The 14888-nt window shown below is 49.6% G+C and carries 10 protein-coding genes; 3 read left to right on the forward strand and 7 right to left on the reverse strand.

Annotated features, from left to right (window positions below; genetic code table 11):
• Positions 1 to 221: 221 nt before the first annotated feature.
• From serB to pgi, 5 genes are all read right to left on the reverse strand, one after another.
• Positions 222 to 1118, reverse strand: coding sequence for a phosphoserine phosphatase SerB (gene serB, locus LMG33818_RS03650; RefSeq protein ID WP_442321986.1), 897 nt, complete (start codon positions 1116 to 1118; stop codon positions 222 to 224).
• Positions 1115 to 3388, reverse strand: coding sequence for a DNA topoisomerase IV subunit A (parC, locus tag LMG33818_RS03655; RefSeq protein WP_442321987.1), 2274 nt, complete (start codon positions 3386 to 3388; stop codon positions 1115 to 1117). Before parC ends, serB begins: the two co-directional genes overlap by 4 nt.
• Positions 3389 to 3457: 69 nt before the next feature.
• Positions 3458 to 5338 (reverse strand): DNA topoisomerase IV subunit B, encoded by a 1881-nt coding sequence (gene parE, locus LMG33818_RS03660; RefSeq protein WP_442321988.1) that lies wholly within the window; start codon positions 5336 to 5338, stop codon positions 3458 to 3460.
• Between the two features lie 415 nt (positions 5339 to 5753).
• The gene (locus LMG33818_RS03665; RefSeq protein ID WP_442321989.1) at positions 5754 to 6371 is read right to left on the reverse strand and encodes a YqiA/YcfP family alpha/beta fold hydrolase; all 618 of its coding nucleotides are present in this window, start codon (positions 6369 to 6371) and stop codon (positions 5754 to 5756) included.
• Positions 6372 to 6754: 383 nt separating this feature from the next.
• Positions 6755 to 8401 carry a glucose-6-phosphate isomerase gene (gene pgi, locus LMG33818_RS03670; RefSeq protein WP_442321990.1) on the reverse strand — a complete coding sequence of 549 codons (1647 nt, stop codon included), beginning with the start codon at positions 8399 to 8401 and terminating at the stop codon, positions 6755 to 6757.
• A 500-nt stretch (positions 8402 to 8901) separates the two neighbouring features.
• Between pgi and cmoA the strand changes: the two genes are divergently transcribed.
• From cmoA to LMG33818_RS03685, 3 genes are all read left to right on the forward strand, one after another.
• Entirely contained in the window at positions 8902 to 9657 is a 756-nt protein-coding gene (cmoA, locus tag LMG33818_RS03675; protein ID WP_442321991.1) for a carboxy-S-adenosyl-L-methionine synthase CmoA, read from the forward strand.
• Positions 9658 to 10653 carry a tRNA 5-methoxyuridine(34)/uridine 5-oxyacetic acid(34) synthase CmoB gene (gene cmoB / locus LMG33818_RS03680; RefSeq protein ID WP_442321992.1) on the forward strand — a complete coding sequence of 332 codons (996 nt, stop codon included), beginning with the start codon at positions 9658 to 9660 and terminating at the stop codon, positions 10651 to 10653.
• Positions 10654 to 11174: 521 nt separating this feature from the next.
• A complete protein-coding gene (locus LMG33818_RS03685; protein WP_442321993.1) occupies positions 11175 to 12191 on the forward strand; it encodes a ChuX/HutX family heme-like substrate-binding protein in 1017 nt (338 codons plus the stop codon).
• Between the two features lie 126 nt (positions 12192 to 12317).
• On the opposite strand, the gene cysN is transcribed toward LMG33818_RS03685, so the two are convergent.
• Positions 12318 to 13793 carry a sulfate adenylyltransferase subunit CysN gene (gene cysN / locus LMG33818_RS03690; protein ID WP_442321994.1) on the reverse strand — a complete coding sequence of 492 codons (1476 nt, stop codon included), beginning with the start codon at positions 13791 to 13793 and terminating at the stop codon, positions 12318 to 12320.
• A 69-nt stretch (positions 13794 to 13862) separates the two neighbouring features.
• The gene (cysD, locus tag LMG33818_RS03695; RefSeq protein ID WP_442321995.1) at positions 13863 to 14807 is read right to left on the reverse strand and encodes a sulfate adenylyltransferase subunit CysD; all 945 of its coding nucleotides are present in this window, start codon (positions 14805 to 14807) and stop codon (positions 13863 to 13865) included.
• Between the last annotated feature and the right edge of the window lie 81 nt (positions 14808 to 14888).

Genomic DNA, 14888 nt, shown 5'->3' on the forward strand with positions numbered 1-14888 from the left:
AACACAAGTAGGCGCAATGGGAACAGTGGCACTCATGAGGTGGTTCGGGACGTGGCTGGATAATGACAAACGAACTCAAGCTGGCAAATGAATGCCGACTCACAAATGGCAACTGACAAATCACCACTGACAAATCACCACTATCCACCTGTAACCCGGCCCACAAAATGTGTCAGGTTTTTCGAAGAAAATTGAGCAGAGACCTCTAACAATGTGAATACTTATTCACTGCTGGGCAACAAAAAGAGCAACGCATCCAATCCCAGCGTTGAAATGGCCGCACGGGCCTCTTCACGCACCAATGGTTTTGCATGGAAGGCAATACCTAGCCCCGCTTGTCCCAACATTTTCAAATCATTGGCACCATCGCCTACTGCAACACACTCACCCGGGGAAAAGCCTTCACGTTCAGCAATTTCCTTGAGAATAAGCGCTTTTCGGTCTGCATCCAGAATCGGGAGATTTACTTCGCCTGTCACCTTCCCGTCTTCGATGGATAATGTATTGGCGTGGACTTCAGAAAAATGCAAACGTTGCTGGAGATATTCTGCAAAATAAGTGAAACCACCGGAAATGATGGCAGTACGATACCCACGTTCATTCAATACTTGAAGGAGGTGCTCAACGCCGGGCATGAGAGGAAGACGCTCAGCAATGGAAGCCAATGTAGACTCAGGAAGCCCCTTCAACTTCCCCATTCGTAATCGAAAGCTTTGCTGGAAATCGAATTCACCTTGCATGGCACGCGCTGTGATGCCGGCGACTTCATCGTAGACTCCCCAGTCACGGGCCAATTCATCAATGACTTCGGCCTGAATCAGGGTAGAGTCCATATCAAAACAGACCAATTTGCGTGCTTGCCGGGCCTCATTTTCCGACATCACCACGATATCAATGCCCAGTTCCGTGGCGAGAGTCAGTACCTTTTTGCGTGGCACCTCCCATTCGGATTTTGCCGAGATATCAAAGCGGATACACTCTCCTTCGACACCGGCGCGCTCAATACTTTCCTTTCGTTGAAGAACAAGCCCTTGCTGTTCAAACCAGACCTGAGCCGTATGAATGGCCGAGGCGGGAAGCAATGGGGCCATCAAGAACGCGCAATAAGCGTGACTCATGCCTCGCCTCCCTCAACCATCAGCCGATCAACCCGTTGCAAGCCCTTGGGTAACTTGGTCCCACGCTTGCCACGCTCGGCAACATATTCTTCCAGATCAGCGGGTTTGAGAGTCAATTTACGCTTACCTACATGTACCACCAACGAGGCACCCTCAGGCAAAACAGCAAGGTCACGCACAAACTCTTCACGTGAGGCAGCCGCGGCGCCCGAAATGCCAATCATCTTGTTTCCTTTGCCTTTCGCCATTTCAGGTAGTTCTTCGGCATTAAACACCAACAACCGCCCCTGATTGGAAACGACCGCGATACGACTCCCTTCTGGTACGGGATGCGGATTCAGCACCGCACAACCTTTCGGTAAGGTCAGAACCGTTTTCCCTGACTTGGAACGGCTGACAAGCGATTCCAATCGGGTCAAAAAGCCATAACCACCATCACTGGCAAGCAGGTAACGGGTCTGCGGCTTATCAAGCAACATGGCCACCATTTGAGCCCCAGCGGGAGGATTGATCTTGCCCGTAACAGGTTCACCCTGTGAACGTGCAGAAGGCAGTTGGTGAGCCGCTAACGTATAGGAGCGCCCCGTATCGTCCAGTAAGACGAGTTGCTCATTGGTTTTACCGCGTACGCTGGTTTGATAGGAGTCACCTGCTTTATAGGACAGCGCAGCCGGATCAATGTCGTGGCCTTTCGCACTACGGATCCAGCCTCCCTGCGAAAGCACCACGGTGATCGGATCAGACCCCATCAGCTCAACTTCGGACAGGGCTTTTGACTCTTCCCGCTCGACAATCGGACTACGGCGATCATCACCAAACTTTTCAGCGTCGGCCAGTAGTTCCTGTTCGATCAGACGCGTCATTTCCTTTTCACTACCGAGGATCTTCTCAAGGTACTGACGCTCTTCCATCAGTTTATCCTGCTCACCCTTGAGTTTGAATTCTTCCAGTTTGGCCAGATGGCGCAAACGTAATTCCAGGATGGCTTCAGCCTGGCGCTCACTGAGTGAAAAAGCATCTATCAGGGACTGCTTGGGCTCATCCTCTTCGCGAATGATACGAATCACTTCATCAATATTCAGATAAGCGATCAACAAACCTTCAAGAATATGCAGGCGGTCATTCACTTTACCCAGGCGATACTCAAGTCGCCTACGCACGGTGGTTCTACGGAACTGAAGCCACTCACCAAGAAGTTCATTGATAGGCATGACGCGCGGACGCCCATCCAGACCAATCAGGTTCAGATTGACCCGCTGCCCTTTCTCAAGATCAGTCGTCGCAAACAGGTGCGCCATCAATTGTTCGGTATCAACCCGATTGGAACGCGGGACAACGACTAAACGTGTGGGTTCTTCATGGGTGGATTCATCACGCAAATCCACCACCATCGGCAGCTTTTTGGCCTGCATTTGCTGGGCAATTTGCTCCAGCACCTTGGCACCGGATACCTGATAAGGCAGCGCGGTGATAACAATATCACCCTCTTCGACCTTGTAGCGGGCCCGCATTTTTACTGACCCTTTACCACTTTTATAGATGGATATCAGCTCGGAACGTGGTGTCACGATTTCAGCCGCAGTGGGGAAATCCGGCGCAGGAAGATACTTGCATACATCAGACACCGTGGCTTCGGGATGATGCAGCATATGAACGGTCGCCTTCATGACCTCATGTACATTATGAGGCGGTATATCCGTCGCCATCCCGACGGCAATACCGGAACCACCATTCAACAGGACATGGGGAAGCCGAGCTGGAAGAACAGAAGGTTCATTCAGGGTGCCATCGAAGTTGGGCACCCAATCCACCGTCCCCTGCCCCAGTTCCGACAATAACAACTCGGAAAAGCGCGACAAGCGGGATTCGGTATAACGCATGGCCGCAAAGGATTTAGGATCATCCGGACTCCCCCAGTTACCCTGCCCATCCACCAGGGGGTAACGGTAGCTGAACGGTTGAGCCATCAATACCATGGCTTCATAGCAAGCCGTATCACCATGAGGGTGAAACTTACCCAGAACATCCCCCACCGTACGTGCTGACTTCTTGTACTTGGCATTGGCACTCAGCGCCAATTCACTCATCGCGTAGACAATGCGGCGTTGTACCGGCTTCAATCCATCACCGATACTCGGCAAGGCACGATCCAGAATGACGTACATGGAGTAGTTAAGATACGCCGTACGGGTGTAATTCTTTAGCGGGATACGCTCAACATCCCCTTCCTGTACTGCAACCGGAGGAGTGAAATCATTATGATCAGCCATCAATCAACCCTTTGCTGGTGGCGTCTCTCTGTAACGAAGAGAAGAAAACATATTGTAAGACCAAGCCTCTCATACTTCGATTTCCGCCATATCACCATCACGTTCAAGCCAGTGACGCCTATCCGCCGAACGTTTTTTTGCCAGCAACATATCGAGTGCTTCAATGGTGCCATCGTCGGCTTCACGCGTTAGCTGAACCAATCGGCGGGTATCGGCAGCCATCGTGGTTTCACGAAGCTGCATGGGATTCATTTCACCCAACCCTTTGAATCGTTGTACGTTCGGGGTGCCCCGCTTGTTGGAAAGCTGTTTGAGAATCTGGTTTTTCTCGTTTTCATCGAGGGCGTAGTGAACTTCCTTACCCAGATCGATGCGGTATAACGGCGGCATGGCAATGAAAACATGCCCGGCATCCACCAGACTTGGAAAGTGGCGCGTAAATAGCGCACATAACAGCGTCGAGATATGTAACCCATCGGAGTCGGCATCAGCCAATACGCACACTTTGCCATAACGCAGGCGTGAAAGATCACTGCTTCCCGGATCCAATCCCAACGCGACAGCGATATCGTGGATTTCCTGAGACCCCAACACCTCAGAGGAGTCGACTTCCCACGTGTTGAGGATTTTTCCACGCAGCGGAAGAATAGCCTGAGTTTCACGATCGCGTGCCTGTTTGGCACTTCCCCCGGCTGAATCCCCCTCAACGAGGAAAAGCTCACAGGCAGAAGGATCCTGACTTGAACAATCCGCCAGCTTCCCGGGCAACGCAGGCCCTTGCGTGACTTTCTTGCGAACTACCTTTTTCGCTGCGCGCAATCGCCGCTGGGCAGCACTTATCGCAAGATCAGCCAACTGTTCGGCTTCAGCAGTATGGGTATTCAGCCAGAGAGAAAACGCGTCCTTGACCGCAGCGGAAACCACTGCTGCCACTGTTCTGGAAGAGAGACGCTCTTTGGTTTGCCCAGCAAACTGGGGATCATGCATTTTGACAGAAAGTACGTAAGCAATACGCTCCCACAAATCTTCCCCTGTCAGTTTGACATTCTTGGGAATGAGATTGCGGTACTCACAGAATTCCTTGAGAGCTTCGATTAACCCTGTACGCAAGCCATTAACATGCGTTCCCCCCAATGGTGTAGGGATCAGGTTGACGTAGGACTCCTGTAGCCCATCCCCCCCTTCGGGAAGCCACTGCACAGCCCAGTCCACATGGTGCTCATCATCTTCGGCATGCCCCAACACAGGCGTAGCCGGCAGCAGTTCATAGCCATCGAGGGACTGAACAAGATAATCCTTCAAGCCATCCGCGTATTGCCAGACATCTTCCGAACCATCGGTATCGATCAAAGTGACTTTCAAACCGGGACAAAGAACCGCCTTGGCACGTAGCAAGTGCCGCAAGCGCACAACAGATACCTTGGCACTATCGAAATAGTGGGCATCGGGCCAAAAGCGCAAGCGTGTACCGCTTGCCTTCTTCGGCGCCGTACCTATCTCATGAAGTTCTTCTACCTTTTCACCATGTTCAAAGGCAATCGCACTTACGATACCACTACGCCAGACTTCAACCTCCAAACGGGTCGACAAGGCATTAACGACAGAGACACCAACACCATGCAAACCACCGGAAAAACGGTAGTTATCATTGGAGAATTTGCCACCCGCATGCAGGCGCGTAAGGATTAGCTCGATGCCGGATACACCGTGCTCCGGATGAATATCCGTCGGCATACCACGGCCATCATCCTCCACTTCGATACCGCCATCTTCACGCAGCCTGACGACTATCGCATGGGCATATCCGGCCAGGGCTTCATCGACACTGTTATCGACAACCTCCTGAACCAAGTGGTTGGGACGAGCGGTGTCGGTGTACATCCCGGGACGTTTACGGACGGGATCCAAACCGGAGAGAACTTCTATGGAACTGGCGCTGTATTGGCTCATTTAGTCAGAACAATCAATAAACAAGGACATTGAATACTGGCGCAGGCCAGAGGCATTGGCAATGTGGGGCATCGCCCTCAGTGCCACTAAAATTACTAAAATGGATTCACTCACTCTTCTCAATGAATGAATCTTGAAAACTGTCATAGGTACATTGCGATACCTTGCAATGCTTGTGGTACGTAATGACCGTTCGGGCATTATCAGCATTTAGAGAGAAATATACAAACATCGTGGTTCCTCCCACCCATTAACGCACCCTGCTGTATATCGTTTCTCTTACAAGCCACATATACGCTGGCATATGCATATACTTCTTGAACCGTTTTCTTCTTCAACCGGTCTTCCGCCAGATTCGAATATCCGCTTTAAAAGCGTAGTATTGAGTATAGGCATGGCCCGAAATCACTGATATTCAAGCAATAGCTGCGGAGCGATCGAAGATACGCGGAATAAATAACGAATAACTGTCCAGCGCATGACCTTCATTAGGTAACATCAGGATACGACTGCCACGATAGAAACGAAGGGCATCCCGTGGATCAAGAAGCTCATCTTTCCCGCCCAACAATACTTTATAGCGCGAAGGCTGACGGGGTACGGGAGGCTCCAGCGCTTCCAGTTCATCAATAAAATGTGGCTGAATCCGCACAGTGCTACCTGTCGACGGGTTCACATGATCCTGATTCAACATGGTACGTGCCAAAGGGACAGGATTAATGGCCGGATTGATGAGAACAACCTGCGCAATATCACGCTTTTCAGCTATCACCGTTGCCAAAAAACCACCAAAGGAGCTACCTATCAACATCACGTCATCCCCCAGAGAATCCACAAGTTCCACCACCTGTTTATAGGCGTCCATGGGATCAGAAAACAGCTGAGGTGCAACGAATTCCAGTGACGGCGAATGTTCAAGACAGGCTTGGCGAGTTACCTGCGCTTTGTAAGACTCAGGATGACTGTTAAAACCATGCAAATAAAGTACGGTTTTCGGCAATATACCTAATGCAGGATAACTCGAAAAGGGCACTGTACCGACCTCTTGGAAATGACCGTAACCACACATCGCAATGACGTACTAAGTAAAAAGTAATCGCAACATTACTATGACAAGTAATGGGACTATGACAAGTAATGAAACCAGGGCGAGTAGTGGATCGGCTATATTCGTCCGCTTCAGCATCTGACACTTTGGCATCTGATACTTTGGCATCTGTACACATTGGTACTCGATAGACTTTTTAAACGCCAGCTGCTTATTACTCTGCATGCTTATAACAAAACAGGCCGCCCACCAACCGTGGAAAATATTCACCACGACAGGTAGCGACCTGCATAAGCAGCAATTACTAAATAATAGCAAAATACTGTTTTTATTTACAGTTATTTGTTACTAAAAAACCTAACTCAACCTTAACTGTTGGCCTTGCGCGCCAATTCGATCAAATGGCGCGAGGAATCGTCGAGTTCATCAATCCCTTTACCGGAGATCAGTGTTTCTTCGGTTTCAGTGGCAATTTTCTTGCCTAACTGGACACCCCACTGGTCAAAGGAGTCGATATCCCAAATGACACCCTGTACAAATACTTTCTGCTCATACAATGCAACGAGAGCACCCAGAGTTTCAGGTGTCAAAGAGTCGACCAGGATAGTGGATGAAGGCTGGTTACCTGCATAGCGCTGGTAGGGAGGCGGTGTTTGCTCACTTTTCACCGCATCATCACCCAACATCAGTACACGAGACTGTGCGAAGCAGTTAGCCAATGCCAAACGCTGCTGTGTCTTGAAGCTATCACGCAGGGCTTCGTTTTCAATCTCATCGTAACGTTTCAACGGTGCGATGAAATCACAGGCAACGGTTTTCGTTCCCTGGTGAAGGAGCTGATAGAACGCATGCTGACCATTCGGTCCCACTTCGCCCCAGATAATTGGGCAAGTAGAGTAATCCACTTTCTGACCGGCATTTGTCACGGATTTACCATTGGATTCCATTTCGAGCTGCTGGAAGTAGCTGGGAAGGAATTTCAGACGCCCATCATAAGGAAGAACAGCCAGCGTGGGAATGTCGAGGAAATCAACGTTCCAGATACCCACAAGGGCAAACAGCACGGGCAGGTTATCCTTGAGCGGTGTTTCACGGAAATGCACATCCAGGCGATGCGCACCGGAAAGCAGGCGACGGAAGTTATCAAGGCCAATTTCTATGGCAATGCCCAAACCTATGCCGCTCCACAGGGAATAACGCCCACCGACCCAATCCCAGAAAAGTACCTGATGCTCTTTCGCAAAGCCCCATTCATCCATCTTGTCAGACTGAGTCGAAACACCGATGAAATGTGTCGCCTTCAGCTCTTCTTCGGAAGCTTTGGTTGCCAACTTCAGCCACGTCATGGCCGTATCAGCATTGGCTTTGGTGTCGATCGTTGTGAAGGACTTGGAAGAGTAGATAAAAATGGTGGTTTCAGGATTGAGCTGCGGCAAAATATCAGCCAGCTGAGTACCATCAATAGTAGAGGCGAAGTGCACCTTCACGGCATGTTCGCCATCAACGCGGAAGCCTGCCAGTGCATTGGATACCATCAACGGACCCAAATCAGAACCGCCTACACCGAGGTTGACGACATCGGTGACAACCTTGCCAGTTGCACCCTTCCAGTTACCTGAATGCAGTTTGTCGACAAGTTCTCCCATGCGTGCCAGCGATGCCTGCACTTCAGGGACAAGATTTTCGCCGTCGACCACAAGCTCATCGCTCTCTGGCAAACGCAATGCGGTGTGCAATGCCGGGCGATTTTCCGTCACATTGATCTTGTCGCCACGAATTTGCTGCGCGATAGCCTGCTCCAGACCTACTTCCTCAGCGAGAGCCAAAAGCTTGTCGACGGTTTCCTGAGTAATGCGCTGCTTGGAAAAATCAAGGGTGAGTCCAGCCGCCTGACGGGAAAACTTTCCAAAACGCTCACCGTCTTCTGCAAACAGAGTCTTAAGATGAACATCACGCATACCGCTTTCAAGATGCTGCTGAAGCGCTTTCCATGCGTTTGATTGTGTGATCGACATGGTACTGCCTCTCCCGATTTATTTGATAGGCACCTACCACGTGGCAGATGCAGGTGGCGCCAACACAAACGTTGGCTTTTTATTCGATATCAATTGTATTGGAATCAATATCCCGATAATTCGTTGTATCGCCAGAGAACGGGAATCAGGAATTCCATTCATCGTGGCTGCAACCCGGCGCAAATTTACTAGAGCAATCGGCTCTAAAAACGTAAAATACACCATCGTCATGAGCATCAGGTTGCAAAATAACTACCCATTGCCTGGTAGCAATAGTAACCAAAAGCAATCGAATTGACAGCGGTTATCCGACGAAAGGCGCATACATTCCTGCCAAAGAAACATCGGACGGGATGTTTGTCAGCCCGCAGAGGCGTTGTCAACTTACGAATATTTGCTGACTACGATGCTTGCACATTGCCAGTGGCGTGAACATGTTACTACGGATTTTCGCCCGGCAAATGTTCGCCGTCATAAGCTTCAACCAAGTAGTGGCTCTAATGAAAGAAACCCGACAGGACCAGATTTACTCCACACCTCACGACAAGATAGCCCGTTTTTCATTTGATGAACGTGTGGCTAGCTGCTTTCCGGACATGATCAACCGCTCAGTACCGGGCTATTCCCAGATTGTGTCGATGTGCGGCCTGTTCGCTAAACGCTATTTGCCTGAAGGCGGGCATATCTATGATCTGGGGTGTTCTCATGGTGCTGTCACGCTATCTGTTCTGCAACAAAATCCTGAACGCCCTTTCACTGTCAGCGCGGTGGATCTGTCACCTGCCATGGTGAACCATGCCAGAGCCAATATAAGGCAATATGTACCTGGGCAACGCACGCAGGATATTACTCTTGTTGAAGGCGATGTGCTGGCACTGGATTATCAACCGGCGAACATGATTTTCATGAATTTTACGTTACAGTTTCTTCCACCGGAATCACGTGAATCGCTAATAAAAAGGCTTTTCAATGCACTTGAGCCGGGTGGTGTATTGGTACTATCAGAAAAAATTACACGTGAAACGAGCGCCATCGAAGAGGAAGTCTTTTCTCTGCACCATGATTTCAAGCGTGCCAATGGCTATTCACAACTTGAAATCAGTCAAAAGCGTTCCGCGCTGGAAAATTACATGATTACCGATACGTTGGAACAACATCATCAACGTCTGGAAAAGGCTGGCTTTTCGACCCATTTTACATGGTTTGAATATCTGAATTTCGCTTCCATGATCGCCTTCAAGAGCGAGGATGCCTAGGTGTCACAATATGATCCAGAGCATAAAGCGCTGTACCATGCCCTTATCGATCAGGGGTTGGAACGTTGGGTAGCCGTACTTCCCGAACAGTTGAAAGCAGGGCTCGACCCGAAGCGCTTTGGCGACCTTCCCGGCTGGCGAAGTGCAGTGGAAAAGCTGCCTAAGCTGCCGGAAAATCGTCAGATCTTTCTGAATGAAGATACGCTTCGCGTGGATGCCTCCCTCTCAAGCGGTGAAACAGCCAGAGCAACCAATTTGCTACGCCACCTGATGCCGTGGCGAAAAGGTCCGTTTTCTCTGGCCGGTATTAATATTGATACCGAATGGCGCTCTGATCTGAAATGGCAACGTATTGAACCTCATATCGCGCCGCTCAGAGGGCGTCGCGTTCTGGACGTAGGAGGGGGTAGCGGATATCACGGATGGCGGATGACCGGTGCAGGCGCCTCATTTGTCATAATCATTGATCCCTCCCCACGGTTTTACTTCCAATTCCACGCGGTGCGCCATTTTATCGGTGATGAACATGCGAAAACGACTCATTATCTCCCCGTCGGAATTGAGGACGTTCCTGCAAAACTTGCAGCTTTTGATACTGTCTTCTCCATGGGCGTGTTGTATCACCGTAGGGACCCCCTAGAGCATCTTGATCAATTAAGAGAAACCCTGCGCATCGGCGGTGAGCTGGTACTCGAAACACTCGTTGTAGACGGTGATGAGCAAACTGTTTTTATGCCTGGAGAACGTTATGCCTGCATGCCCAATGTCTATTTCCTGCCCTCCTCCAGAGCATTGAAGCACTGGTTGGCACGATGCGGATTCACAAACATTCGTATCATTAATGAAGAGACCACATCCCTTGAGGAACAACGCCGCACGGAGTGGATGACGTTCCAATCCCTAGAAGATTTTCTGAATCCGGAGGACCACTCACTTACATTGGAAGGTTACCCGGCACCACGAAGAGCAGTGTTGATTGCGGAACGTGCACGTTAAAGCATGGGAATGGTGTAGATAACAGAAAGCGGGCTACCACATTGTGTGTAGTCCCATTCAACATTCATATTGTGTTCATTCACTGAAATGGAAGTCCTCTCCCCTTTTCATCAACGATGATTATAAATACTCGGTCTGCGTTGAGCGGTCACATTCACGTCTCACTATAGTTGTTGGTAATTGATACTTTTAGTCTAATAAAAAATTTTTCAATTAAATCTTGGCTCAAATGTTGCCCTTCCTTCAAATAGTAAATATTCTCATTAACATCCACAGTCAAATATCATCCAACATAAACAGTCCAAGCCGAGATGGCGGTGTTTTTAGGCAGATAAGGTGATACTCAAAGACTCTACTTACATCTCGTCGCGAAATTGTCACTGTTTCCGGATGTAATGACTTTCTAAACACGGTAACGATATTCGCCTTAACCTGAGCTTCTGTGGAGTTTGAAACTTCAGCACAAAACCAATGCGTACAAGAAGCAATATTCAGGGCCTGAAAGGAAAGCGAGGCCGGTAATGACAACATCACGCAATAAATCCACAACAACGTACCCTCAACAGGCCATTCTGGAAGCGTATCGGGAAGCCCGCACACGCATGCCCAACTTCAGCATTCATGCCCTTGCAAAAACCATGCAACTGAGCCATGGACATGTACAGGCTGCACGACTGGGTTCCGGCGTCACAGGTTTGGCATTAACACCATGTGACATGGTAATGCGTCTTCCTTCATTGGGAGCCCTCGAAATCTCGACCGTTTCCTCACATGCTCATATGCTAAGTAAAACCGAACAACTGCAAATTGCCGGGCAGGATTCGAATAATCTCTCTTTACGTATGCTACTTCCGCACTGGTATTGGGCATGCATGAGTCACGACGAGCAACACAAGATCGAAATTTTCGACCGTTATGGACGCCTGTTGCACTGTATTTCAAACAGCCCAGAATTACCCTTGGGGAAAGGGTGGCAACGCTTGGAAAAACTGGCGATTGATCGCCCACCCGCCTTCACGGAATTGGTCGATGTCGTACACGAAAGTACAGCCCCCAAACAACGAGGGTGGGATGCTCTTGTAGCGGGCTGGCGCTCTGTCACGAATGAATCAGAAGTCAGTCATCTATTGAAAAAACATCATTTGCGCCGTGTGGATGCCTATAAAGCACTTGAAAATCGTTTTACTCAGCGCATGTCATCACGCTGTTTTGTATCAACACTGGAACGGGCAGCCAAAGCCAACAGTCCGATCCGGCTGCGCATCGCCAACGCAGGCGCTGTTCATCAGCATTCCGGGCTATTTGGCCACGTGGGTGAACGTCATCAAAAGATTGAAATTGCCGGTGAAAAAGCAATGCTGGCGATTGATCGAGAGGCCATCGCGGAGACGTGGTTGGTAACGTTACCATGCAAGGAGGGGGTAACGACTCGGCTGGAAGCATTCAGCAAGGATGGCCGTTTTATCAGCGGGCTATCCGAAGCCATCCATCAACCCATGCCCGTTAGCACCATGAATGCCATGAGCGTGTATGGGTAGCATTTTTCTGTTTTTCAAGAGAAAAAGTAAAGTAAATATACAATGAAAAAGGGGCCTGAAAGCCCCTTTTTCACCTTTAAACCACTATTGTGGACAGTTGACACTTTTAGACTGCCACGAAATGGATTATTCCGCTTTGTCTGTGGATGGACCAGCCTCTGAAGCATCTTTCAACACACGGGTAATATCCTTGGCTTCCCAATGCGGGAAGTAGCGACGCACCAGCGCATTCAGTTCCATCTCAAACCCGGCCCAATCAACACTTGTGGCTGCCCCTTCCGCAACAACATCGACATCACGAATCATGCCGGCGCCAACGGTAATATTACTCAAGCGATCAATAACGATAAAACTGCCAGTGCCGGGAACTGCCCGGTAGTGATCCAACGGTAATGTTTGCGTCAGCCCGACACGTACGCGCGCAATATCATTCAACGTCAGTTTGTCAGCCTCATAATGCCCTAGCGTATTTACATCAATACCGTAGAGGATGTCACTGACTTCACCTGTGGCATCCCGCGTCGCCAGTTTAAGATCATACTGCCTGCCGGGTGTTAAAGGCTGATCGCTCATCCAGACCAGATCGGCATCGAAGGCATCATTCAGGGCGACTTCATCATCAGCACCTACCAGCCAATCCCCGCGGGAGACATCGATTTCATCATCCAGCGTTACTGTAATAGCCTGACCGGGATAGGCACGCTCAAGATCCCCGTCGTAAGTTACAATACTTTTGATCGTAGAATGCTGGCCGGAAGGCAGCGCTTTGACAGGCAGCCCCGGACGCAGTACGCCCGCTTCAATCGTGCCTGCATAGCCCCGAAAATCAAGATTGGGACGATTCACATACTGTACTGGCAAACGCGTCTGATCGAAGTTTTTATCGCTCTCGATATCAATGGTCTCGAGCAATTCCAGCAGTGGTTTTGCATCGGGATCTTTGTAATACCAGGGCGTTTTATCGCTTCTGTCAACAACGTTGTCGCCTTCCAATGCGGAAAGTGGGATAAAACTGATGTCAGGTACATTCAGTTTTTCGGCAAAGGCCAAGTACTCTTTTTGAATTTCTTCAAAACGGGCTTGATCAAAATCGACCAGATCCATCTTGTTCACAGCAATAACAAAACGACGAATGCCGAGAAGATCACAAATAAAACTATGGCGACGCGTTTGGGTTTGTACCCCATAACGTGCATCTATCAGAATAACTGCCAATGAAGCAGTAGAGGCCCCCGTTGCCATGTTGCGCGTATATTGCTCATGACCAGGCGTGTCTGCAATGATAAATTTGCGGCGATCGGTCGAGAAAAAACGGTAAGCCACATCAATGGTGATACCTTGCTCTCGCTCGGACTGCAAACCATCTACCAGCAATGCCAGATCGACACGATCCCCCGTTGTTCCCCGTGTACGGGAGTCACGTGTAATGGCGGCCAGCTGATCTTCAAAGATCATTTTGGAATCATGAAGCAGGCGCCCGATCAATGTCGATTTACCATCATCCACGCTACCACATGTGATAAACCGCAGAAGGCCCTTCTGCTCCTGTTCACGCAAATAGCGGTCGATATCCGCTGCGATTAGTTCTGATTCGTTCGACATAACTCAGATATTCCTCAACACTCGATGCAGAAAAAGGCCTGCCTTCACAGACATGAAAAAAGATAATGGCTAGAAATACCCTTCTCGTTTTTTCCTCTCCATCGAGCCGGATGAATCACGGTCTATTGCGCGCCCGGCACGCTCGGATGTTTTTGCCAACAACATTTCCTGAATAATTTCAGGCAACGTACTAGCGTGAGACTCCACTGCGCCTGTCAACGGATAACAGCCCAGTGTTCTGAATCTGACCCAACGCTCTTCGGGCGTTTCCCCTTCTTCCAGCGGCATACGGTCATCATCCACTTTGATCAGCATGCCGTCCCGCTCGACTACCGGACGTGGCGCCGCAAAATAAAGCGGCACAATCGGAATATCTTCCAGATAGATATATTGCCAGATATCTAGCTCCGTCCAGTTGGAAAGCGGGAATACACGAATGGACTCACCCTTGTTGACACGGGTGTTGTAAAGGTTCCACAGCTCCGGACGCTGATTTTTCGGGTCCCAGCGATGGTGTCGATCACGGAATGAAAATATACGTTCCTTGGCACGGCTAGCCTCTTCATCACGACGCGCGCCACCAAACATGGCATCAAACTTGTACTTGTCCAATGCCTGCTTCAATCCTTGAGTTTTCATGATATCCGTATGCTTGGCACTCCCGTGATCAAACGGATTAATGCCTGCCGCACGCCCTTCTTCATTGACGTGGATCAGCAGTTCCATACCGGATTCTTTCGCCATTCGATCACGAAATTCGTACATTTCACGGAATTTCCATGTCGTATCGACATGCATCAACGGGAAAGGCGGAACACCAGGATAGAAAGCCTTGCGCGCCAAATGGAGCATGACTGACGAGTCCTTTCCAATCGAGTACATCATGACTGGATTGGAAAATTCAGCCGCCACTTCACGAATGATATGAATGGATTCAGCCTCAAGTTGCTTGAGGTGCGTCAGTCTCTCAGGAGACGGCCTCATCGATTGAGCACTATTAGCATCAGCAGTCATGCATTAACCTCGTAAAATAATAATAGCCCCCGATATCACAGTAGCAGCAATAACAAAGCGCCTGTTTCACACAACGAATAC

The organism is Cernens ardua (assembly GCF_051251085.1).
Lineage (GTDB): Bacteria > Pseudomonadota > Gammaproteobacteria > Pseudomonadales > Halomonadaceae > Cernens > Cernens ardua.

Excerpts from the sequence above, each read along its gene's own strand:
- parE (WP_442321988.1), bottom strand. The coding sequence starts at position 5,338 with ATGAGCCAATACAGCGCCAGTTCCATAGAAGTTCTCTCCGGTTTGGAT.
- cysD (WP_442321995.1), bottom strand. The coding sequence starts at position 14,807 with ATGACTGCTGATGCTAATAGTGCTCAATCGATGAGGCCGTCTCCTGAG.
- LMG33818_RS03685 (WP_442321993.1), top strand. The coding sequence starts at position 11,175 with ATGACAACATCACGCAATAAATCCACAACAACGTACCCTCAACAGGCC.
- cmoA (WP_442321991.1), top strand. The coding sequence starts at position 8,902 with ATGAAAGAAACCCGACAGGACCAGATTTACTCCACACCTCACGACAAG.
- parC (WP_442321987.1), bottom strand. The coding sequence starts at position 3,388 with ATGGCTGATCATAATGATTTCACTCCTCCGGTTGCAGTACAGGAAGGG.
- serB (WP_442321986.1), bottom strand. The coding sequence starts at position 1,118 with ATGAGTCACGCTTATTGCGCGTTCTTGATGGCCCCATTGCTTCCCGCC.
- pgi (WP_442321990.1), bottom strand. The coding sequence starts at position 8,401 with ATGTCGATCACACAATCAAACGCATGGAAAGCGCTTCAGCAGCATCTT.
- cysN (WP_442321994.1), bottom strand. The coding sequence starts at position 13,793 with ATGTCGAACGAATCAGAACTAATCGCAGCGGATATCGACCGCTATTTG.